Origin of the sequence: Microbacterium aquimaris, from assembly GCF_039531285.1 — a bacterium.
Lineage (GTDB): Bacteria > Actinomycetota > Actinomycetes > Actinomycetales > Microbacteriaceae > Microbacterium > Microbacterium aquimaris.
The window spans coordinates 1,067,185-1,088,625 of sequence record NZ_BAAAPT010000001.1; the positions used below are offsets into that span (position 1 = coordinate 1,067,185).

At 70.0% G+C, this 21,441-nt stretch carries 20 protein-coding genes; 12 read left to right on the plus strand and 8 right to left on the minus strand.

Annotated features, from left to right (window positions below):
* Positions 1 to 85 precede the first annotated feature (85 nt).
* Together ABD204_RS05010 and ABD204_RS05015 are read left to right on the plus strand one after the other, a co-directional pair.
* Complete coding sequence (locus ABD204_RS05010; RefSeq protein ID WP_241747778.1) at positions 86 to 670, plus strand: hypothetical protein; 585 nt, start codon at positions 86 to 88, stop codon at positions 668 to 670.
* Positions 671 to 860: 190 nt separating this feature from the next.
* Positions 861 to 2,195, plus strand: coding sequence for a lytic polysaccharide monooxygenase (locus ABD204_RS05015; RefSeq protein WP_194423567.1), 1,335 nt, complete (start codon positions 861 to 863; stop codon positions 2,193 to 2,195).
* Positions 2,196 to 2,248: 53 nt separating this feature from the next.
* Here the strand turns inward: ABD204_RS05015 and ABD204_RS05020 are convergent, their stop codons facing one another.
* Complete coding sequence (locus ABD204_RS05020) at positions 2,249 to 2,734, minus strand: nitroreductase/quinone reductase family protein (RefSeq protein ID WP_194423568.1); 486 nt, start codon at positions 2,732 to 2,734, stop codon at positions 2,249 to 2,251.
* A gap of 55 nt (positions 2,735 to 2,789) precedes the next feature.
* Positions 2,790 to 3,629 (minus strand): exodeoxyribonuclease III, encoded by an 840-nt coding sequence (locus ABD204_RS05025; RefSeq protein ID WP_194423569.1) that lies wholly within the window; start codon positions 3,627 to 3,629, stop codon positions 2,790 to 2,792.
* A 46-nt stretch (positions 3,630 to 3,675) separates the two neighbouring features.
* Between ABD204_RS05025 and pyrE the strand changes: the two genes are divergently transcribed.
* Both pyrE and ABD204_RS05035 read left to right on the plus strand, forming a co-directional pair.
* Complete coding sequence (gene pyrE, locus ABD204_RS05030; RefSeq protein WP_194423570.1) at positions 3,676 to 4,254, plus strand: orotate phosphoribosyltransferase; 579 nt, start codon at positions 3,676 to 3,678, stop codon at positions 4,252 to 4,254.
* A 51-nt stretch (positions 4,255 to 4,305) separates the two neighbouring features.
* Positions 4,306 to 5,385 (plus strand): alkene reductase, encoded by a 1,080-nt coding sequence (locus ABD204_RS05035; protein WP_194423571.1) that lies wholly within the window; start codon positions 4,306 to 4,308, stop codon positions 5,383 to 5,385.
* A 106-nt stretch (positions 5,386 to 5,491) separates the two neighbouring features.
* Here the strand turns inward: ABD204_RS05035 and ABD204_RS05040 are convergent, their stop codons facing one another.
* Both ABD204_RS05040 and ABD204_RS05045 read right to left on the minus strand, forming a co-directional pair.
* Positions 5,492 to 6,067, minus strand: a complete 576-nt coding sequence (locus tag ABD204_RS05040; RefSeq protein ID WP_194423572.1) for a YdeI/OmpD-associated family protein — start codon at positions 6,065 to 6,067, stop codon at positions 5,492 to 5,494.
* Positions 6,068 to 6,118: 51 nt separating this feature from the next.
* A complete protein-coding gene (locus ABD204_RS05045; RefSeq protein ID WP_194423573.1) occupies positions 6,119 to 6,943 on the minus strand; it encodes an HAD-IIA family hydrolase in 825 nt (274 codons plus the stop codon).
* Between the two features lie 105 nt (positions 6,944 to 7,048).
* Between ABD204_RS05045 and ABD204_RS05050 the strand changes: the two genes are divergently transcribed.
* The gene (locus tag ABD204_RS05050) at positions 7,049 to 8,011 is read left to right on the plus strand and encodes an SDR family NAD(P)-dependent oxidoreductase (protein WP_194423574.1); all 963 of its coding nucleotides are present in this window, start codon (positions 7,049 to 7,051) and stop codon (positions 8,009 to 8,011) included.
* A gap of 34 nt (positions 8,012 to 8,045) precedes the next feature.
* Here the strand turns inward: ABD204_RS05050 and ABD204_RS05055 are convergent, their stop codons facing one another.
* Positions 8,046 to 8,489 (minus strand): ATP-binding protein, encoded by a 444-nt coding sequence (locus ABD204_RS05055; protein ID WP_194423575.1) that lies wholly within the window; start codon positions 8,487 to 8,489, stop codon positions 8,046 to 8,048.
* Positions 8,490 to 8,811: 322 nt separating this feature from the next.
* On the opposite strand from ABD204_RS05055, the gene ABD204_RS05060 reads away from it, so the two are divergent.
* Positions 8,812 to 9,471 (plus strand): TrmH family RNA methyltransferase, encoded by a 660-nt coding sequence (locus tag ABD204_RS05060; protein WP_194423576.1) that lies wholly within the window; start codon positions 8,812 to 8,814, stop codon positions 9,469 to 9,471.
* Between the two features lie 33 nt (positions 9,472 to 9,504).
* Here the strand turns inward: ABD204_RS05060 and ABD204_RS05065 are convergent, their stop codons facing one another.
* Complete coding sequence (locus tag ABD204_RS05065; RefSeq protein WP_194423577.1) at positions 9,505 to 10,830, minus strand: MATE family efflux transporter; 1,326 nt, start codon at positions 10,828 to 10,830, stop codon at positions 9,505 to 9,507.
* 76 nt (positions 10,831 to 10,906) lie between these two features.
* Here ABD204_RS05065 and ABD204_RS05070 point away from each other — a divergent pair, with 76 nt between their 5' ends.
* From ABD204_RS05070 to ABD204_RS05080, 3 genes are all read left to right on the plus strand, one after another.
* A complete protein-coding gene (locus ABD204_RS05070) occupies positions 10,907 to 12,895 on the plus strand; it encodes a M13 family metallopeptidase (protein ID WP_194423578.1) in 1,989 nt (662 codons plus the stop codon).
* Positions 12,896 to 12,931: 36 nt separating this feature from the next.
* Positions 12,932 to 13,858, plus strand: a complete 927-nt coding sequence (locus ABD204_RS05075; protein ID WP_194424238.1) for a serine hydrolase — start codon at positions 12,932 to 12,934, stop codon at positions 13,856 to 13,858.
* Positions 13,859 to 14,077: 219 nt separating this feature from the next.
* Positions 14,078 to 16,342: an FUSC family protein gene (locus tag ABD204_RS05080; protein ID WP_194423579.1), complete on the plus strand. Its 2,265-nt coding sequence runs from the start codon at positions 14,078 to 14,080 to the stop codon at positions 16,340 to 16,342.
* Between the two features lie 33 nt (positions 16,343 to 16,375).
* Here ABD204_RS05080 and purU read toward each other — a convergent pair whose 3' ends face one another.
* Entirely contained in the window at positions 16,376 to 17,257 is an 882-nt protein-coding gene (gene purU, locus ABD204_RS05085; protein WP_194423580.1) for a formyltetrahydrofolate deformylase, read from the minus strand.
* A 172-nt stretch (positions 17,258 to 17,429) separates the two neighbouring features.
* Here purU and ABD204_RS05090 point away from each other — a divergent pair, with 172 nt between their 5' ends.
* On the plus strand, positions 17,430 to 18,446 hold the full coding sequence (locus tag ABD204_RS05090; protein WP_194423581.1) for a sodium:calcium antiporter: 1,017 nt from the start codon (positions 17,430 to 17,432) through the stop codon (positions 18,444 to 18,446).
* A 63-nt stretch (positions 18,447 to 18,509) separates the two neighbouring features.
* Here the strand turns inward: ABD204_RS05090 and ABD204_RS05095 are convergent, their stop codons facing one another.
* A complete protein-coding gene (locus ABD204_RS05095; RefSeq protein WP_194423582.1) occupies positions 18,510 to 19,574 on the minus strand; it encodes an isocitrate/isopropylmalate dehydrogenase family protein in 1,065 nt (354 codons plus the stop codon).
* Positions 19,575 to 19,827: 253 nt separating this feature from the next.
* Here ABD204_RS05095 and ABD204_RS05100 point away from each other — a divergent pair, with 253 nt between their 5' ends.
* On the plus strand, positions 19,828 to 20,574 hold the full coding sequence (locus ABD204_RS05100; protein WP_241747779.1) for an ABC transporter ATP-binding protein: 747 nt from the start codon (positions 19,828 to 19,830) through the stop codon (positions 20,572 to 20,574).
* Positions 20,574 to 21,395, plus strand: coding sequence for an ABC transporter permease (locus ABD204_RS05105; RefSeq protein ID WP_194423584.1), 822 nt, complete (start codon positions 20,574 to 20,576; stop codon positions 21,393 to 21,395). Before ABD204_RS05100 ends, ABD204_RS05105 begins: the two co-directional genes overlap by 1 nt.
* The last annotated feature ends 46 nt before the right edge of the window (positions 21,396 to 21,441 follow it).

Here is a 21,441-nt window from a genome sequence, read left to right on the forward strand (position 1 = left end):
ACGACCGAGACGACGTTCCGACATCCCTCCGACGGGGGAGATCCGGCGCGATCTGCTGGTTGACTGTGCGAGGGGAGGGAACCGGATGAGCGAGCGCATGGATCGGCGTCGGGCCCGTCGGCGGGAGGGGGCCGCGCACCCGCAGGACGGCAGGGTCGGCGTCGCGATGGTCGGCATGGCCGTGGTGGTGTGGTGGCCGGCGTTCACCCTCGGGGCCTACGGGGACCTCTTCTTCGACCAGCTGATGGCGGTCTGGGCGGCGGCTACGGCGGCTTTCGTCTTCGTCCTGGTCGAGCGGCGTCCGGTGGGGGTGCGGTTGCTCCGCGCGTTCCTGCTGCTGCTGCCGAGTGTCTGGCTGGCGCTGATGTTCTTCGTGGGCGACGAGGAGGAGGACCTCTTCGTCTTCCTCATCGACGCCGGGGCGATCCTCGCGGTGCTGATCGGCTTGCCGTTCACCCTCTGGCTGCTCGTGCGTATCGTGTGGCCGGAGTTCGGCGAGGAGACGCGGGTGAGCACCAAATGGTTGATCGCGCTGGTCGTGGTCGGGGTGGCGGCGGCGTCGTTCGTCCTGGGGCTGAATCACACGGCGTTCCTCACGTGCGAGGACTTCATCGACAGTGGCAACGCCGCCCCCGCGGGCTGCGTGACCGACGCGGCGGCCTCGCGATGACCGCCTCTCACCGCTGCGTGGTCCTCCCGCGTGCATGAGAGTTTTCTCACGCCACCCACATTGCCGGATCAGCGCGGAATTCGCGCAGCGGATGACATCGCCCGACCCGCGGGCGACCCGGCCGCGACATCGGCGTGCGCTATACGAGAGAGGCACCCATCCCCCCTCGCCTGAACCTGAAGGATGCCCCATGCGACACCTCCGCCCCGTCCTGGCCGGCACAGCCGTCACCGGCCTGACCGTCACCCTGCTCGCGTTCACGCCCGCCGCGGCGAACGCCCACGGGTACATCTCCGGCGACGTGGTCGCCCGAGCCGCCGCACCTCAGAACGAGGGTCGGGGCGCGGTCGCCTACGAGCCGCAGTCTCTGGAGGCCCCGAAGGGTTTTCCGGATGCCGGTCCTGCGGACGGCATGCTCGCTTCGGCCGGGGGGCTGTTCGGGGGGAACCTCGATGAGCAGTCCGAGGACCGGTGGTGGAAGAACCCGGTCTCGACCGGTGAGCTCGCCCTCGACTGGTCTTTCACCGCCCCCCACCGCACCTCGGAGTTCCGCTACTACCTCACCACGCGCGACTGGGATCCGAACGACCCGCTCGAGCGCAGCGACTTCGAACTGCTCGCGGTCGTGCCCCATGACGGTTCGGCCGCGTCGACGAACCCGAGTCACACGGTGACGATCCCGGATGACTACTCGGGCTACCACGTCATCTACGCCGTGTGGGATGTCGCCGACACCTCGAACGCGTTCTACAACACGATCGACCTGGACATCACCGGTGACGGCAGCCCGGTGGATCCCGATCCCGTCGACCCGGATCCGGTGGATCCAGACCCCGTGGACCCCGGCCCCGTCGACGCGGTGAGCCACCTGCACGTGATGGCCCGCACCGACACGACCGCCCAGCTCATGTGGACGGCATCGGACGACGCCGTCTCGTACCGTGTCTCGCGCACGGCGCCCGACGGCACCGTCACCTCGGCGCAGACGACCGTGACGGTGTTCGACGACACCGGCCTGCAGCCCGAGACGACCTACACCTGGACGGTGCGGGCCGTCGACGCGGCCGGGAAGCTCAGCGACCCGGTCGAGATCGTGGCGACGACCTCCGCCACGGCTGTCGACCCTGTGGACCCCGTCCCGACGGATGTCGCCGCGTGGGACCCGGGCGCGGCATACGTGCGCGGTGACCGTGTGCTCCACGAGGGCGTCGTGTACGAAGCGGTGCAGAGTCACCGTGGAGTCGGCGACCCGAACTGGATCGCGGCGCCCTCGCTCTGGACGCCCGTCGGGAGCGCGCCCTCCCCCGAGCCGACGCCCGATCCGACGCCCGATCCCGATCCGACGCCCGACCCCGAGCCGACTCCCGACCCCGGTTCTGATGCGGCTGCGTGGAACCCCCGTGGGACGTACGCGGCCGGCGATGTCGTGACCTGGCAGGGAGCGACCTACGTCGCCGTGCAGGCGCACACCGGCAACGGCGACGAGGGCTGGATCACCGCGCCCTCGCTGTGGCGACGCGCCTGAGCGACCCCGCCGGCACGCCCGGCGCGCCGGCCTGACACCGCGCCGTTGCGGCGTCAGGCCGGCGCAGCACGGAGGACGAGTGCCTCGGTGACGCCGAAGACCGCGATCGCCGAGCGATCCTTCTCCGCCAGCGGCGTCGTCTCGATCGGCACGATCCGCGGGTCGACGACCGCGATTTCGTCACCGCCGACCAGCAACGTCGCCCCCTCCGCGGCCCGCACGTTCTTCAGCCATTGGGTGCCCCGCCCGTACGGCAGGGTCACGAAGAACTCGTCGCCTTCGCGGTGCGTCGCGATCGGAGTCTCGTACTCCGTGCCCGATGTGCGGCCACGGTGCCGGATCACGCTCCAGGGCGACTCGGGCGTGCCCGCCGCGCGCAACGCGCCGGGATTGAGCACATCGCGTTGCACCACCCTCACGACCCGGAGGACCTTCGGATTCCTCGTGCGGACACCGATGACGAAGACGGCCAGCACACCGGCGAGGCCGACGAACAGGGTCGCCGTGACCGAGACGCGGATGCGCGCGAGCGAGGTCATGCGACCAGCATCCCGAGTCCCGGACCGGGTCACAACCCCGTCGGGCGAGGTGAGGTCAGAAGATCATCGGGCGATCGTCGTCGTCCGCACCGTCCAGGTCCAGATCGACCACGACCGGCACATGGTCGCTCGGGCCCTCGCCCTTGCGTTCGTCACGGTGGATGGATGCGTCGGTCACCGCGTCGGCGAGGGTCTCCGAGCCGAGGATGAAGTCGATGCGCAGGCCCTCGTTGCGGGGGAAGCGCAGCCGCTTGTAATCCCAGTAGGTGTAGCCGGTCGGGATCAGCGGGCGCACGACGTCGACGACGCCCGCCGAGGTGAGCGACTGGAACGCCTGACGCTCGGGCGGGGAGACATGGGTGGAGAAACCGGGCACGATCGTCGGATCGCCGTTGTCGGCGTCGGTCGGGGCGATGTTGTAGTCGCCCACCAGCGCGAGCGGCAGGTCCGGGTCGGCGGCCAACACGTCGCGGGTGTGCTCTTCGAGCGCCGCCAGCCACCGCAGCTTGTAGTCGTAGTGCGGGTCGCCCAGGCCGCGTCCGTTGGGAACGTACAGGCTCCACACCCGGACACCGCCGGTGGTCACACCGATCGCGCGCGCCTCCAGCGGCGCATCCGGCCCCTCGTGACCCTTCGCGAACCCGGGCATGCCCGGGAAGGCGGTCTCGACGTCGGTCATCGGCTCGCGGCTGGCGACGGCCACACCGTTCCACTGGGAGAAGCCGTGGGCACGCACCTCGTATCCGGCGGCCTCGAACGCCTCATACGGGAACTGCTCCTGCTTGCACTTGATCTCCTGCATCGCGAGGACGTCGATGTGCTCGCGGACGGCGAAGTCGACGATGCGGTCGACGCGGGCGCGGATCGAATTGACGTTCCAGGTGGCCAGGCGCATGGATTCCAGCCTAAGCGCGGGCGAGGACTCTCCTAGACTCGACACCATGACCGCCGCCTCCACCGCAGAGCTCGAGATCGACCGACAGAACCTGATCGCGCTGATCAAGGCCGAGGCCGTCTTCCACGGCGACTTCACCCTCTCGAGCGGCAAGAAGGCGTCGTACTACGTCGACATGCGCAAGCTCACCCTCGACCACCGCGCCGCCCCCGCGATCGGGCGCATCATGCTCGACCTCATCCGCGACATCGACGGCATCGTCGCCGTCGGAGGGTTGACCCTCGGCGCCGACCCCATCGCCAACGCCGTCATGCACGAGTCCGCACGGACCGATGCTCCGCTGGATGCGTTCGTGGTGCGCAAGGAGCCGAAAGACCACGGACGCGGCCGCCAGGTCGAGGGCGCGGATGTCTCCGGCAAGCGCGTCGTGGTCGTCGAGGACACCTCCACCACCGGGCAGTCCGCACTCAAGGCCGTCGAGGCCCTCCGACGTGAGGGCGCCGAGCCGGTCGCCGTCGCCGTGATCGTCGACCGGAAGACCGGCGCACAGGCCGCCGTCGAGGCCGAGGGGCTGCAGTGGTTGGCCGCCGTGGACCTCGACGACCTCGGACTCGCCCCGCAATAGCACGCGCGCACCCCGGGAATACCCGGGTACCGGGGAGGCGTTGCGCCCGTCATGGACCTCTACACCCCAGCGAGCTTCGGTGCCCTGTCCCTGTCGAACCGTGTCGTGATGGCGCCGCTCACGCGCCTCCGCGCCGAGGCCGACGGCGTGCCGAACGACCTCATGGTCGAGTACTACCGGCAGCGCGCAGGCCAGGGACTCCTCATCACCGAGGGTGTGTGGCCCGTCGCGGAGGGCCGCTCGTACCCGGGCCAGCCGGGCATCGAGACCCCCGCCCAGGTCGAGGGATGGCGACGCATCGCCGACGCCGTGCACGCCGAGGGCGGCACGATCGTCATGCAGCTCATGCACGGCGGCCGGGTCTCGCACCCCGAGATCAACGGCGCCGGACGCACCGTCGCGCCCAGCGCCGTCGCCGCACCGGGGCAGACCCACACCGCCACGGGCAAGGTCGACCTTCCGGTGCCGCACGCGCTGACCGCCGACGAGGTCACTGAAGCGACCGCGCAGTTCACCGCCGCCGCCCGCAACGCGATCGCCGCCGGCCTGGACGGCGTCGAGGTGCACGGCGCGAACGGCTACCTCGTCCACGAGTTCCTCTCACCCGTGTCCAACCTCCGCGAGGACCGCTACGGCGGCACCCCGGACAATCGCGCCCGGTTCGCGATCGAGACCACCCGCGCCGTCGCCGGTGCGATCGGTGCCGATCGCACCGGCATCCGGCTCTCGCCCCAGCACGGCATCCAGGGTGTGCTCGAAGACGACCCCACCGACGTCCACGCGACCTACACCGCACTCGCCGAGGGTCTCGCACCGCTCGGGCTCGCGTTCGTCGACGTCCTCCACGCCGAGCCGGTCGGCGACCTCGTGCAGCACATCCGTCGGACCGCCGGTGCGCCCGCGATCCTCAACTCCGGGTTCGCCGCCCCGACCGAGCGTGACGAGGCCGAGGCTCTCGTGGCCGGCGGGTGGGCCGACGCGGTCGCCGTGGGACGCCCGGTCATCGCCAACCCGGACCTCGTCCAGCGCTGGCGGGACCGCACCGAACTGAACACGCCGCGCCCCGAGTTGTTCTACGGCCGTGGCGCCGAGGGCTACACGGACTACCCGGTGCTGGTCCCGGTCGCCTGACCGGCTCAGTCGTCGCGGCGTCGGAGCCAGACCACGACCCATGTGATGAGGGTGCCCAGCAGGATCACGGCGGAGCTGGCCAACAGCAGCGTCTGTTCGACCTCGTTCATGAGGGGCGCCTGCCTTCCCGGGCTTCGTCGACGATCGTCGTGATGCGGGTCTGGCGCGTCGCGGGGCGCCGCGCCAGATCGACCTGGGCGATCCCGAACTTGCGTGCCGACGGAGGGAACGCGTCCCACGCCGCACGGGCATCGGGGGCCGCATCGAGCGCGGTGGCCAGGTCGTCGGGCTCGCGCAGCGCCTCGGCGTTGTCCAAGACCGACCATGACCCGTTCTCCCGGGCCGCCGCGATAGCCCGCCGCCCCGCGTCGGTCATCTCCCCGGTGGCCTCGAGGTCGATCACGCGCGCCTTGTTGGTCGCGGCCCACCCGCTGCGCGGTCGACGCGGGGAGAACCAGAGGCCGCCCTCGCGGTCGTCGAAGGACCGCATCGGTCCGTCGATCCATCCGAAGCACAGCGCCTGTCGGATCGCGTCCTCGTAGGGGACGACCACGAGATCGGACCCGGGCCGTGCGCGCACCAGCCACGCACCCGTCGAGGTGGCGTGGTTCGCCAGGAGCCACGCACGCCACTGGGCCGAATCTGCGACCCGTACGCGTTCGCCGTCGTCGAGTGCACCCATACCGGCCACCCTACGTGCAGGCGGGCGGTCGGGGGCTCGCGTGGATCGGGCTCAGAGCCCGTGCGAGACCTCGCCCTCGGGCATCTCCGCCTCCACGGGTCCGTCGGCGAGCAGGTCGGCGACGGAGTCGAGGATCTCGTCCGGGCGGAACGGGTACCGCTCGATCTCGGTGTCGTCGGAGATTCCGGTGCGAACCAGCACCGTGTGCAGACCCGCCTCGATGCCGGCGACCACGTCGGTGTCCATTCGGTCACCGATCATGCCGGTGTTCTCGGAGTGCGCGCCGATACGGTTCAGCGCCGAACGGAACATCATCGGGTTGGGCTTTCCGACGACATAGGGGGCCTTGTCGGTGGCCTTCGAGATGAGGGCGGAGATCGCCCCGGTCGCCGGCAGGACCCCCTCGGTCGAGGGGCCGGTCGCATCCGGGTTGGTGGCGATGAAGCGGGCGCCACCGCGAATGAAGCGGATCGCCTTCGTGATCGCCTCGAACGAGTAGTTGCGCGTTTCCCCGATGACGACATAGTCGGGGGCGGTCTCGGTCATGATGAACCCGGCCTCGTGCAGTGCGGTGGTCAGCCCCGCCTCGCCGATGACGAAGGCGCTGCCGCCGGGCTTCTGCTGGCGCAGGAAGTCCGCCGTGGCCAGCGCCGAGGTCCAGATCGACTGCTCGGGGACGACGAGTCCGGACGCCCGCAGGCGCGCACTGAGGTCGCGCGGGGTGAAGATCGAGTTGTTCGTCAGCACGAGGAACGGCACACCCAGGTCGCGCCACTGTTGCAGCAACTCGGATGCTCCGGGGACGGGGGTGTTCTCATGGACGAGCACGCCGTCCATGTCGGTGAGCCAGCATTCGACCTCGTCACGGGTACGCATGGGCACAGCCTATTGCGGGCGACCGGGCCCGTCGCACGCGTCGGCCGTCGCGACGCGCCCGCGCGCCCCATTCCGCTCCAGGCATGTGCGGCATAGGGTCGATGTGTGAGTGGACCCGAGTGGCATCTCCCCGACCTCACCGGCCGGACCTACCTCGTCACGGGCTCGAACGCGGGGCTCGGGTACTTCTCGTGCGAGCACCTCGTGCGCGCCGGAGCCGACGTGATCATGTCGGCCCGCAACCCGGCGCGGCTCGCGGCCGCCCGTGCGGCACTGTTTCGCCGCGTACCGGAGGCCGCCGACCGGGATGCGGTCGAGTCGCTCATGCTCGACACGAGCAACTCGGGGTCGCTGCGTGCCGCCGCCGCGACGCTGCGCAGTCGTGGCGCGCTGGACGGGGTGCTGCTGAACGCCGGAATCGTCCACGCCCCCAAGCAGCGCACCCTGACGCGCGACGGCAACGAGCTCGTGTTCGCCACCAACGTGCTCGGCCACTTCGCTCTCGCCGGCGAGCTGTTGCCGGCGCTCGCCGCCGCAGGGGGGCGGATGGTGTGGGTCGGCAGCATGTCCACGTCGATGTGGAAGTACGACCCCGTCGACCCCCAGCTGTCCGAGGGCTACACTCCGTGGCGGGCGTACGTCCAGTCGAAGATCGCCACCAGCTCGCTCGGTTTCGAGGCCGACCGTCGCCTGCGCGACGCCGGGGTCGCCGTCGCCAGCGTCGTCGCGCACCCGGGCTACTCGACCAGCGGCCGCACCGCGGGCATCCGCGGAGTGAACAGCCCGTCGAGGATGACCCGGTTCGCCGACAACATCCAGGCCCCCATCACGCAATCGAAGGAGTTCGGTGCGCAGCCGCTGGTCCACGCGCTCGCGGCGCCGGATGTCGACGGGGGCGAGTACTGGGGGCCGCGCGGGGTGCTGCGCGGGGAACCGCGGCGTGGTTCTGCGTCGCGCGTGACGCAGAACCGCGAGGTCGCCGCGCGCATCTGGGACGCGTGTGAGCACGCCACGGGCGTGGCGTGGCCGTTCGCGAAGGCGGCGCGGACCAAGCGCCTCCGCCGCTGAGCGAGTCTCCGCGGCGGAGGGCTTCGTCTCCGGGTCAGAGGTCTCCGACCTGCGGGCCTGAGTCGGCCTGCGCGGGCAGGTCCCGCTGGAGCGACCACGTGTTCCCACGCGTGCCAGCGTGATGCTCGAGGTGCGACAACGCCGCTTGTGCGATCGGCAGTCCGCGACCCGCCTCGGCGTCGGCGTCCGGCATCGGGCGCGTTTCGAGGTCGATCTGAAGGGGATCGGCGTCGTCGCCCAGTCGTGCCACGAGGGAGCCCGAACGGATGCCGACCTCGACCTCGACCGTGATCGGATGATCAGCGCGAGCGTGCTCGATGATGTTCGTGGCCACCTCGGCGACCGCCAGACGGAAGAGCATCGCGTCCTCGTCGGGAAGATCGCAGCGCGCGAACAGCGTATCCAGAAGGCCGTGCACGTCGTCGAGCACCGCAGGGCCCGCGAGAGCTCGGGCGGTGAGCCTGCTGTCGCTTCTCATGAGTCCTCCCGGTCGCACGGCGTTTCTGCGCGGTGGCACTCAGTGTGCCAGGTGCGGCGCCGGCCAGGGCGCGGCGGGCGAAAGAGGCCTCAGTGGGCGAACGGTGCTGTTTCGTAGACCGCACCGTGCTGGCCGGCGAGTGCGGCGAGCGAAGCGGTACCGGTCAACCGTGCGACGCGATCCGCCGTGCGCGGGGCAGGCGTCTGGCCTCGCGCACCAATTCAGGCTGCGCGGGGCCCTTCGCCGCGAGTCCGGTCCGGGAAGGGTCTCCCCAGACCTCCCAGCCTGAATTGGTGCACGTCGGCCGGGCTACCCTTGCGGAGTGGACGAGCCGAGTGACGTTACCGGGGCGACCCGCGCCGACGAGCCGCAGGTGGCACACGGCGTCGGACCCTGGCCCGGCGGCCCGGACGCGTGGCCGGATGATCCGCGCTACGACCGCGAGCTCCTCGCCCACGGCGACCGCCGCAACGTCGTCGATGCGTACCGGTACTGGACGATGGAGGCGATCATCGCCGACCTCGACGCGCGTCGCCACGCATTCCACGTCGCGATCGAGAACTGGCAGCACGACTTCAACATCGGATCGATCGTCCGCACCGCCAACGCGTTCCTGGCCGCCGAGGTGCACATCATCGGACGGCGCCGCTGGAATCGTCGCGGCGCGATGGTCACCGACCGGTACCAGCACGTGCGTCACCACGAGGACATCGCGTCGTTCGCCGCGTGGGCGGCCGGGGCCGGTCTGCCGATCATCGCGGTGGACAACGTGGACGGGTCGCAGCCGGTCGACCGTGCCGACCTGCCGCGTGCGTGCGTGCTGTTGTTCGGGCAGGAGGGCCCGGGGCTGTCTGCGGAGGCGCTCGCCGCCGCATCCGGTGCGGTGGAGATCACGCAGTACGGTTCGACCCGCTCGATGAACGCCGGCGCCGCGGCGGCCGTGGTGATGTACGAGTGGTGCCGCCGCCACGCCGACACCTGACCCGCCCGCCGGCGGGCGGTCCCGCGGCGTAGGTCAGGCGCCGGTGGTCATCCAGTCGTGACCGCGCACGCGCCAGCCCAGCGTCGCCAGGCGCGCGAGCAGGAAGACGCCGAAGAAGGCGGCGGCCAGCCACGCCAGTCCGGTGGCGCCGGAGAGGGGCAGCATGCTCAGCACGACCAGCAGCGGCAGATACGGGATGAGGTTCAGCCCTCCGGCGATGGCGAGGTAGCGGGCATCCCCGGCGCCCATGAGCACCCCGTCGAGCACGAAGACCGCGCCGGCCACCGGCTGGGCCACGGCGAGGACGATCAGTGCCGGTTGCACCAGTGCGGCCAGCTCCGCGTCGCCGGTGAAGACGAGTCCGATGACTCCGGACAGTGCGCCGATGACCAGACCCACGAGCACGCCGAACGCGACGCCCCACGCGAGGGTGCGTTGCAGGACCCGCCGCACGGTGCGTTCGTCTCCGGCCCCGAGGCCTTTGCCGATCAGGGCCTGAGCCGCGATCGCCAGCGCGTCGAGGGCGAAGGCGGCGGTGGAGAAGATCGTGAACGCGACCTGCCATCCCGCCAACTCCTCGGTGCCCAGAGTGGTCGCGACCCCGACGGTGGCCAGGAGTGCCGCCCGCAGCGCGACCGTCCGCAGGAACAACCAGCCGCCCGATCGTGCGCTGCTGGAGACGCCGTCCCGCTGGGGACGCAGCGCGGCGCCGTGTCGGCGCGCATGTCGCCCGATCACGACCACGTACGCGGCGACCATCGCCCACTGTGCCAGCACCGTGCCCACCGCCGATCCCGCGATCCCCCAGCCGAGTCCGTAGATGAAGAAGGCGTTCAGCAGGGCGTTGCCGCCGAACCCGAGCCCGGCGATCCACAGCGGCGTGACGGTGTCTTGCAGTCCTCGCAGCAACCCCGTCGCGGCGAACACGATGAGCATCGCGGGAAGGCCCCACATCGAGATGCCCAGATAGGTCTCCGCCTCGACCGTCACCGCCTCGGTCGCCCCGAACAGGCCCACCATGAACGGCGTCGTGAGGTAGCCGACCAGTGCCAGAAGCGCTCCGAGCCCGAGGGCGAGCCACATTCCGTCGATCCCCGCCGAGACGGCGCGGGACGAGTCTCCGGCGCCGAACCGCCGCGCGACCGCGGGTGTGGTCGAGTAGGCCAGGAACACCATCAGCCCGACGATCGTCTGCAGGATCGCCGCGGCGATCCCCAGGCCCGCCAGCGGCGTCGTACCCAGGTGCCCGACCAGCGCGGAGTCGACGATGAGGAAGAGCGGCTCGGCCACGAGCGCACCGAGCGCCGGGACCGCGAGGCGCAGGATGTCCCGGTTCAGGGTGTCTCGAGCGGTCGCCACCCTCCGAGCCTAGAGTCGCCTATGGACAACGGTCGGATCTGGCCACCGACCCGCACTCGGTGCTTATCCTGGACGCATGACCGACGCCCCCGCATCCGGTCTCGCGCTCGACGAGCTCAGCGACGAGATCCGCCCGCAGGACGACCTGTTCCGCCACGTCAACGGATCGTGGATGGAGCGCACGGAGATCCCCGACGACAAGGCCCGGTGGGGTGCGTTCCACCTGCTCGCCGAACAGGCCGAGAAGCACGTGCGCGCGATCATCGAGGAAGCGCAGCAAGCCGAGCCGGGCACCGAGGCCCGCAAGATCGGCGACATGTACTCCAGCTTCATGGACGTCGACCGCGTGAACGAGCTCGGCGTCAGCCCGTTGGGTGCGCAACTGGCGATGGCCGACGAGGTCGCCTCCATCCCGGACCTGCTGCGCACCGTCGGCGTGCTCGAGCGGGACGGCGTCGGCGGGATCATCGACCTGTACGTCGAACCGGATCCGGGTGACCCCCAGCGCTACGTGCCGTTCTTCCTGCAGGGTGGGCTGTCGATGCCCGACGAGAGCTACTACCGGCTCGAGAACTTCGCCGACACGCGTACCGCGTTCCGCGGCCACATCGAGCGCATCCTCGACCTCGCCGGCGTCGCCGGAGCCGCGGAGGCCGCCGAACGCGTCTTCGCGCTCGAGACCGAGATCGCCACCCACCACTGGGACAACGTGCGCAGCCGCGATGCGGTCGCGACCTACAACCTGCGCACGTGGGAGGATACGGTCGGTCTCGCCGGGGTCGACCTCCTTCCGTGGCGGGAGGGAATCGCCCCGAACCACCCGGATGCGTTCGCCGAGATCGTCGTGTCGCAGCCGAGCTTCCTGGAGGGGCTCGCGGGACTTCTCGTGGAGGAACGACTCGACGACTGGAAGGCGTGGCTGCGGTTCAAGATCGTCCACGCCGGCGCGGCGTTCCTGCCCGACGAGTTCGTCGCCGAGAACTTCTCGTTCTACGGCACGCAGCTGACCGGGGTGCCGGTCAATCGTGAACGGTGGAAGCGCGGGGTCAGCCTCACCGAGGCCGCCCTGGGCGAGGCGATCGGCAAGGTCTACGTCGAGCGCCACTTCCCGCCGCGTGCCAAGGCCGAAATGGACGACCTCGTCGCCAACCTCGTCGAGGCGTACCGTGAGAGCATCTCGTCGCTGGAGTGGATGACGCCCGAGACGCGTGAGCGTGCCCTCGCCAAACTCGCCGCCTTCACCCCCAAGATCGGCTACCCCTCGACGTGGAAGGACTACTCGACCCTCGAGATCGACGCGTCCGACCTCGTCGGCAACGTCCGGCGCTCGCACGTCTGGGAGCACGACCGCCAGCTGTCGAAGGTCGGTCGGCCGATCGATCGCGACGAGTGGTACATGACGCCGCAGACGGTCAACGCGTACTACAACCCGCTGATGAACGAGATCGTCTTCCCGGCCGCGATCCTGCAATACCCCTTCTTCGACGCCGATCGGGATGCGGCGGCGAACTACGGGGGCATCGGTGCGGTCATCGGGCACGAGATCGGCCACGGCTTCGACGACCAGGGAAGCCGCTTCGACGGCGACGGGTCGCTTCGCGACTGGTGGACCGACGCCGACCGTGAGGCGTTCGAGGAGCGCACCACGGCGCTGATCGAGCAGTACAACCATCTCGTCCCGAAGGGGCTCTCCGAGGAGCACACCGTCAACGGTGCGTTGACGATCGGTGAGAACATCGGCGACCTCGGCGGGCTCGGCATCGCGATCAAGGCGTACGCACTGTCGATCGCCAGTGACGACGCCGGCCCCGAGATCGCCGACGCCGCCCCGGTCATCGACGGCTACACCGGCATCCAACGTCTGCTGCTCAGTTGGGCGCAGGTGTGGCAGCAGAAGGGCCGTGAGGCCGAGACCATCCGTCTGCTCACGATCGATCCGCACTCGCCGAACGAGTTCCGGTGCAACCAGATCGTGCGCAACATCGACGCGTTCTACGACGCGTTCGGGGTGACCGAGTCGGACGAGCTGTGGCTCGAGCCCGACAAGCGCGTCACGATCTGGTGATCATCACGCCACGAGGAGAGGACACCGTCCGTGGGCATGCCCCCTGAGCCCAGACGAGGCGCCGAAGAGTCCCTTCGGAGCTCGAGGCGGGTCAGACCCCACGATAAGCGGCTGCCGCGCCGCGCGGCAGCCGGCCGCCGTTCGTTCGCGTCGACACTCGCCGCGCTCGACGAACTCGCCGAATCGGGCGCCAAGGTCGCGGTGCGGGTCACCGACCTCGACCGCGGTGATCCCGTGCTGGTCGGCGACGACTTCATCACCCTGCCGATCGGCGGGCTGGGTGTCGTGCCGCTGCTGGTCGAGGTCGCCGCGGCGTTCGAGGACGGGCGCCTCGACCCGGCCGAGATCGTGGACCGTGGGACCACGGCCGGCGTGTCGGTCGCCGGTGTGTGGCACCACCTGTCGGCGCAGGTGTTCAGCCTCGGTGATCTGGCCGTGTTGGCTGCGGCGACCGGGGATGCGCTCGCCGCGAACGTGCTGCTGGAGCGTGTGGGCCTGGAGGCGGTCCGCAACCGCCTCGGTGCTCTGGGCATGCCGCGGACCGCGCTGCTGGACGGCTTCCGGGACACCCGCGGACCCGACGACGCGCCCCACGTCGCCCTCGGGACGGCCGCGGAGTTGTCGGAGCTGTTCTCGGCGCTGGTGAACTCGACGGCCGTGAACCCCTCGGTGAGCGCACAGGTCGCGGAGTGGTTGAGCCTGAACCACGACCTGTCGCTGGTCGCATCGGCCACCGGTCTCGACCCCTTCTCGCACGAGAACGACGAGCACGGGTTGCTGTTCATCAACAAGACCGGCCGCGGCGCCGGTATCCGCTCGGAGGCAGGCGTGCTCGCCGGTCCACGTGCCGGGGTCTCGTACGCGCTCATCGTGTGCTTCGACGACCTGTCGATCATGCACCGCATGCGCGCCCACTCCGCCTTCCGGGTGCTGGGCACCGATCTCATGGAGTACGTCTACTGACGACCCCGGCGCGGTCCGCCTCGCGCGGCCCATGCGGTCGCGCGGTACCGATCGCCCTGAACGGGTGGCGCCCGGGTGACAGAGCGGGTGGTGTCTCGGGTGAACAATCCCGGTGTGCCCGCTCCGGTGGTCGCGGAACGCGAAAGTGGATATGACGCCTCGTCGAGGTGTACGGCGACCGGGTCCGGAGGCGGCGCCGCGGGACGGCAGGGAGAACATGTGAGCACTCGCGGCGCGCTCACCTCGGCGTTCGCGGCGCAGGATCCCGCGCACGCGAGGCTGGTCAACGCGGTGGCGGTGACGGCGGGGATGCTCCTCAGCGCGCTGTTCGGTCAGTTCGTCATCCACACCTTCCACGCCGAGACGGGCTTGTTGGCCATGGCGATCTTCCTGTCCGTGCAGGCCGGCGGCATGGTGAAGGATGCGACCGCGCGGGGGCGGCTGCTCACGACGGCTCTGCTGATCCCGACGTTGGTCGCGGCGGTCGCCACGGCGGCATTCCTCTCGACTCACGGCCCTCTCGTGATCGTCGGCTTCATCCTCATCGCGGGCGCGGCCATCTGGTCCAGGAGGTTCGGCGCCCGTGCCGCGGCGATCGGTTCGCTGGGCTTCATGGGCTACTTCTTCACCCTGTTCATGCGGCCCTCCGCGGAGGAACTCCCCGCGTTCGCGCTCGTCGCGGTGGGGGCCGCGGCGGCGCAGACCGTGGTGCGCACCGCCCTGTTGATCACGCATCCGCGCCGTGAGCTGAAGGTGCTTCTCCGGGAGCTTCGTGCAGGTTCGGCGGTCGCTCTCCGTGTCTCGGGGACAGCCGTCCCGGGTCGGGGAGTCGACGCGAACACCCGGGCATTGCGCTCCGCCCTCCGGAGGCTGGACCAGGTCGGGCGGGCGATCACGTCCTGGCAGCACCGGTTTCAGACGGACCGACACGTCGACGTCGGTGACCAGACCCTCGCGCAATGGGTGCTCGATGCGCGGGTCGACACGGAGGAGGCCTGTGCCGAGCGTGCCCGGCAGGGGGACCGACCCGCGCCCGATTCGGCGGCCCTCGACCTCAGAGCGAGAGGGGAGAGCGCCCTCGAGGTCATCCTCGACGATCGTGCCGCTTCGCATCGTGTGCAGGCCGCGCGCGATGTGGCGGTGGACCTGATCGCGCAATGCCAGACGTCGATCGTCGATGTGGAGACCTATCTGCTCGCGCGCTGCGCGCTCTCACACGTACGTCTGCGGGGCATCGACATCGCCCGCGGACGACACCGGACACCCGTCCGCACGCCGGTGGGTGCCGAGCACCCGGGAACCGTCGAGCATCCGATGGCAGCCGACTCCCCGCGCCCGGCCACGCCGAAGGCGGCGCCGGCCACACCACCTCGACCGAAGATGAGATGGACGGCGTGGCGGTCGTGGGAGCCGACGACCCGCATGGCCGTCCAAGCGATGATCGCCGCCGCGCTCGCCGCGGGGGTCGGCGACGCGATCTCGGCGTCGCGCTGGTACTGGGCGGTGATGACCGCGTTCGTGATCTTCCTCGGCGCGACCACGCGCAGCGGCATCTTCACCCGGGCATACCGACGTGTCGCCGGCACGATCATCGGGATCGGCATCGGGGTCGGCGCCGTCACGCTGGTGGCCGGCGAAACCTCCTTGCTCGTGGCCATCGCCGTCGTCGCGGTGTTCGGGATGCTGTACTTCGGTCCGCTCAACTACCTCTACGCGTCTGTCTTCATCACGACGATGCTCGTGTCGCTCTATCGGATGCTCGGTGTCCTCGATGGTTCTCTTCTCGAGCTGCGCCTGGTCGAGACGCTGTCGGGCGCGCTGATCGGTGTCCTCTGCGCCTACCTGATCTTGTCCACCAATTCGCGCTCGGTGTTGCTCGGGAAGGCTGACGCGTACTTCGAGACGCTCGAGTATCTGCTCCGCGCGGTGCGGGAAGGGCACGTCACCGATCGTGCGGAGCTGATGGCGACACTGCAGAAAGTGGAGGACGCGCAGACGGATCTCGCTCAGGCGGTCGCGTCGATGTCCGCCGCGCTGGCGATCGGGGGGCCGGGCGGATCCCACCTGCAGACGGACGAGGTCCGCCTCACCGGCATCGCCACGCGGGGCGCCGCCCGCTTCGCGCAAGCGCGGATCCGTGCGCTCGAGGAGCCGTCTCGGGGGACGGCCGTGGACGATACCGTCGACGTGGTGGTCGCGCAGATCGTCCCGGCGGCACAGGCGATGCGCGCCGTCCTGGGGGAGGCCGCCGAGCCCGGGGTCGGCCCGATGGATCCGCTGTCCGCCGATCGCCGTTCGGACGCATCGCCCGTGATCGACCACCTGCGGGAATTGCCGTCGGACAGCCCCGCGTCGCGGGACGCCGTGTTCGCGCTGGCGCGCATCGACTGGGCGCTGCGGCGGATCGTCGGCCGCGCGAGCGGCCTGCGGGAGCCCCGCTCGCGCCGTCGACGCGCGGTCGACGCCGGAGTCGCCGTCGGCTGAGCTCCCCGGTCGGGCGGTTCAGTCGGGGGTGGGTCAGAAGACGATCGTGTGGTTGCCGTGACGGATCACGCGGTCCTGGGCGTGCCACAGTACGGCGCGGGAGAGCACCTGCCGTTCGACGTCGGCGCCGCGGCGGGCCAGTTCCAGGGAGCTGTCGGCGTGGGTCACGCGCACGGTGTCCTGCTCGATGATCGGGCCCTCGTCGAGGTCGCTCGTGACGTAGTGCGAGGTCGCCCCGATGAGCTTCACCCCACGCTCCTTGGCCTTCTTGTACGGCTCGGCGCCGATGAAGGCGGGCAGGAACGAGTGGTGGATGTTGATCACGGGCACCCCGAGCTTGTCGAGGAAGTCGGCGGACAGGATCTGCATGTACCGGGCGAGTACGACGAAATCGACGTTGTCGGCCAGCAGTTCGAGGATCTTCTCCTCCGACTCGGACTTGTCGGGCCCGGGGACCGACGGCACGTGGAAGAACGGCACGCCGAAGGTGCGGACGTCTTCCGCGGCGGTGGTGTGGTTCGACACGACCATGGGGATGGTCACCGGCAGCTCGCCACGGCGGTGGCGCCACAGCAGGTCGAGCAGGCAGTGGTCCTGCTTCGAGGCCAGGATCGCCATGCGCTTCGGGGTGGACTGGTCGGTCAGCGACCACTGCAGGTCGAATCCGCCGCCGAGTGTCCGGGCGAGGTCGTCTTCGAGTTCCGGGATGGCGGCGGCCAGGTCGGGCCGGTGGAACACGACGCGCTGGAAGTAGTCGCCTCCGGTCGGGTCGTCCGAGTACTGGTCGAACGCGACGATGTTGCCCTCGTGGCGGGTGATCAGCGCCGACACGGCGGCGACGATCCCGGGACGGTCGGTGCCGTGGACGATGAGACACGCGTGATCGGGCAGGAGATGCGGGCTGGGAGCGGCCATACATCGATTCTGCCGTGTCCGGCGCTGCGGCGCGCGCGGGCGGCAACGCTAGCACAGCGCGATCGCCGCGGCGAGGGCGGTGCCGACGTCATTTCGGGTGCGTATCGTCGGGGCCCGCGCCGGCTGTGACGCCTCCCTCCGGCACCCTCGCCCCGATCGAAGGAGGACTCCCATGGCCGACCCGTGGCCGCTCTGGCCGAGCGTCCTCGCGTTGCTGGCCGCTGTCATCGTCGTGATCTTCGCGGGCTCGCGTCTCGCGCGCACGGCGGACGAACTGGCCGACCGCACCGGCCTGGGGGAAGCTGTCGCCGGAGCGGTGTTCCTCGGTGCGGTCACGTCCCTTCCGGGGATCGTGACCACCGCGACGGGCGCCCTGCAGGGCGACGCCGCATTCGCGTTGGCCAATCCCATCGGCGGGATCGCACTGCAGACGGTGTGGCTGGCGATCGCCGACCTGCTGTATCGGCGCGCGAACCTCGAGCACGCGGCGGCGTCGTTGGAGAACCTCCTCCAAGCCGTCGTGCTCATCGCGTTGTTGAGCCTGCCGGTGATCGCCTTCGCGACACCGGAGCTGATGATCGGGTGGATCCACCCGGTCACGCTGCTCATCCCCGTCTTCTATGTCTACGGTCTGCATCTGCAGCGGCGGATGCACCAGGCGCCGATGTGGAAGCCGATCCGCACGGGCGAGACCCGCGACGACGTCGACGAGACCGAGTCCGATGGTCCGCTCTCCCGGCTATGGCTCACCTTCGCCGCGCTGGGTCTCGTCGTGGGGGTGACCGGGTGGGTCATCGGCCAAGCGGGCCTCGGGGTGATCGCCGCGACCGGGTGGCCGAGTGGGGTCACCGGATTCACCCTGACCACCGCGGTGACCTCGCTGCCGGAACTGATCGTGCTGATCTCGGCGATCCGCATCGGCGCCCTCACCCTCGGCGTGGCGAACATCATCGGCGGCAATGTCTTCGACGTGTTGACCCTCACCGTCGCCGACGCGTTCTTCCTCGACGGCACGATCTATGCCGCGGCCGGACCGGAAAGTCTCGTGCTGCTCGGGGGTACCTTGCTGATCACCACCGTGCTCGCTGCCGGTCTGCTCATCAGGGACAGACGCGGGATCGGGTTCGAGGGGATCGGCATCCCCGCCATCTACGGGACGACGATCGCGCTCGCCCTCGTCGCGATCTGAGGTGCCGGGGGTGCCGGATATCGGTGCGTCACCGGGCCGGTGACGGCTCCTTCTCGATGATGGTCACCGCTCGATTTCGGCGACGACCGCGTCCGTGAACGACTCGGTCGTCGCGTCTCCGCCGAGGTCGCCGGTGAGCGTGCCGGCGGACATCGTGGCCACCATCGCGTCGTACAGGGCCGCCGCGGGGGCGTCGAGGCCGAGATGGCTCAGCATGAGGCTGGCCGACCAGATCTGGGCGACCGGGTTCGCGACTCCGCGCCCGGCGATGTCGGGCGCCGACCCGTGCACCGGCTCGAACAGGGACGGATGGGTCCGCTCCGGGTTCAGACTCGCGCTGGGGGCGACCCCGATCGACCCGGCGAGGGCCGCGGCGAGATCGGAGAGGATGTCGCCGAACAGGTTCGAGGCGACGATCACATCGCTGGCATGGGGGTGCAGGACGAGCTCGGCGGCGAGGGCGTCGATGAGCACGCTGCGCAACCGCACATCCGGTGCGGTCTCGGCGACGGTCTCGGCGACGACCTCGTCCCAGAACGGCATGGTGTGGATGATGCCGTTGGACTTCGTCGCCGACACCAGCGTGCCCCGGCGCGAGGCGGCCAGCCGAGCAGCGTATCGCGCGACGCGCGCGGTGCCGCTTCGTGAGAAGAGCGATTCCTGCACGGCGACGGTGTCGCCGCCGGGGCGGTCGAACCGGCCACCGATCGAGGAGTATTCGCCCTCGACGTTCTCCCGCACGATCACCAGGTCCAGCTCGTCGATCCCGCGGAGGGGGCTGGTGGTGCCCGGCAGAAGTCGCACCGGACGCAGGTTGACGTACTGGTCGAACGTGCGTCGGATCGGGATGAGCAGTCCCCACAGGGTCACATCGTCGGGGATGCCGGGCTCGCCGACGGCGCCGAGCATGATCGCATCCGCGGACGCCATCGTCTCGAGCGCGTCGACGGGCATCATCCGCCCGGTGCGGCGGTAGTGATCCGAGCCCCAGTCGCGTTCCCGCCAGGTCAGGCTGATCCCGGCGGCGGCGGCGACGGCGGCATCGACGCACCGTCGCGCGGCGGGGACGACCTCCTGCCCGATGCCGTCGCCGGCGATGACGTCGATCGTGAAACGGGGTTCGGGCATGTCGTTCCTCCTCGGCAGACGCGACCGACCCTAGCGAAGCCCGCCCGCGGTGTGTGTCTCTGCTGATTCTGGGAGACAGGCCCACTGTCTCTCTGTCCCCCGCCCTGTAACGCGCGGTGGGGTCGGGTCGTAAAAGGCGTGTAAAACCCCGTGATTTCGCGGCAATCCGCTTTGTCGAGGGCGGGTGCGGCGACGTAGCTTCGGGAACACCCGAGACACAGACGCCCCGTCGCGGCGTCACATGAGGAGCAGCATGACCGTCAACCCCGAAGAGCCACCGATCATCTCGTTCCGAGATGTCGGGATGTCGTTCGGTGCGAGCCCGGTGTTCGACGGGCTCGACCTCGACATCCGCCGGGGGGAGTTCGTCTCGATCATCGGTCCCTCCGGCTGTGGCAAGTCCACGGTGCTGCGCCTGGGCTCGGGGCTGACGGAGCCCTCGTCGGGATCGATCGACCGGTCGACCGACAACGTCGGCTATGTCTTCCAGGACGCCACGCTCATGCCGTGGCGCACCGTCCGTCGGAACGTCGAGTTGCTCGGCAAGCTCGACAAGATGCCCGACGACGAGCTCACGCGACGCGTCGATGCGGCGCTGGAGACCGTCGGGCTCGCGCAGTACTCGCACCTGCTGCCACGTCAGCTCTCCGGCGGCATGCGGATGCGTGCGTCGTTGGCACGCGCCCTCGTGGTCGAGCCCGACCTGTTCTTCTTCGATGAACCGTTCGGTGCGCTCGACGAGATCACCCGCGTCCGCCTCAATCAGGAGCTGATGAGCCTGTTCGCCGAGCGCCGCTTCGCGGGACTGTTCATCACCCACTCCGTGGACGAATCGATCTTCCTGTCGACGAAGGTCCTCGTGATGGCGGCGCGCCCCGGGCGGGTCGTGGCGTCGTTCGACGTGCCGTTCGCCTTCCCACGCCCGGTCGACCTGAAATTCACCGCGGAGTTCGCCCACCTGGAGCAGGAAGTGGCCACCGCGTTGGGGGAGGTCTCCTGATGGCCACGCAGTTCACCGTCTCGGCAGGATCGGGCCAGGGTGCGCGGTGGAAGCGCATCGTTCCGCCCCTGGCGTTCTTCGCCCTCATCATCGCGCTGTGGTACGCCATCTCGTACCTGGTCCTCGAGCCGGGGAAGCAGTTCCTCCTGCCCCCGCCGCACGAAGTGATCATCGACGGATTCTTCGTCCCCGAGACCAGGAGTGACATCCTCTCCGCCGCATGGGAGTCGTTCAAGGTCGCGACCGTCGGACTGGCGATCGCTTTCGTGCTGGGTGTCGGGCAGGCGATCCTCATGAGCCAGGCCAAGTGGATCGAGAACATGCTCTACCCGTACGCGGTGTTCCTGCAGACGATCCCCACGCTGGCGATCATCCCGGTGATCGGGTTCTGGTTCGGCTTCGACTTCGGCGCCCGCGTGGTCGTCTGCGTCATCATCGCCCTGTTCCCCCTCATCATCAATCCGCTGAAAGGTCTGCTCGGCGCCGACCCTGGGCTGCACGACCTGTTCACCCTGCGGCATGCGGGGCGGATGACCCGGCTGATGCGCTTGCAGTTGCCCGCCGCGCTGCCCGACATCTTCACCGGACTGCAGACGGCCGCGGGCCTCGCCGTGGTCGGTGCGGTGGTCGGTGACTACTTCTTCGGTCGCGGAGCGATCGGGCTCGGTCTGCTGATCGCCCGATACAGCTCGCGCCTGGAGGCGGCCGAGATGCTCGCCACCGTGCTGGCGGCGTGCGGTCTCGGTGTCCTCATGTTCTGGTTCTTCGGCATGCTCGGTCGCCGAATCGTCGGACGCTGGTCGGAGGCGTGGTCGCGATGACCCCTTCGTCGGCGCCGGCGGACGCCCCACCCCCCACCCGAGCACC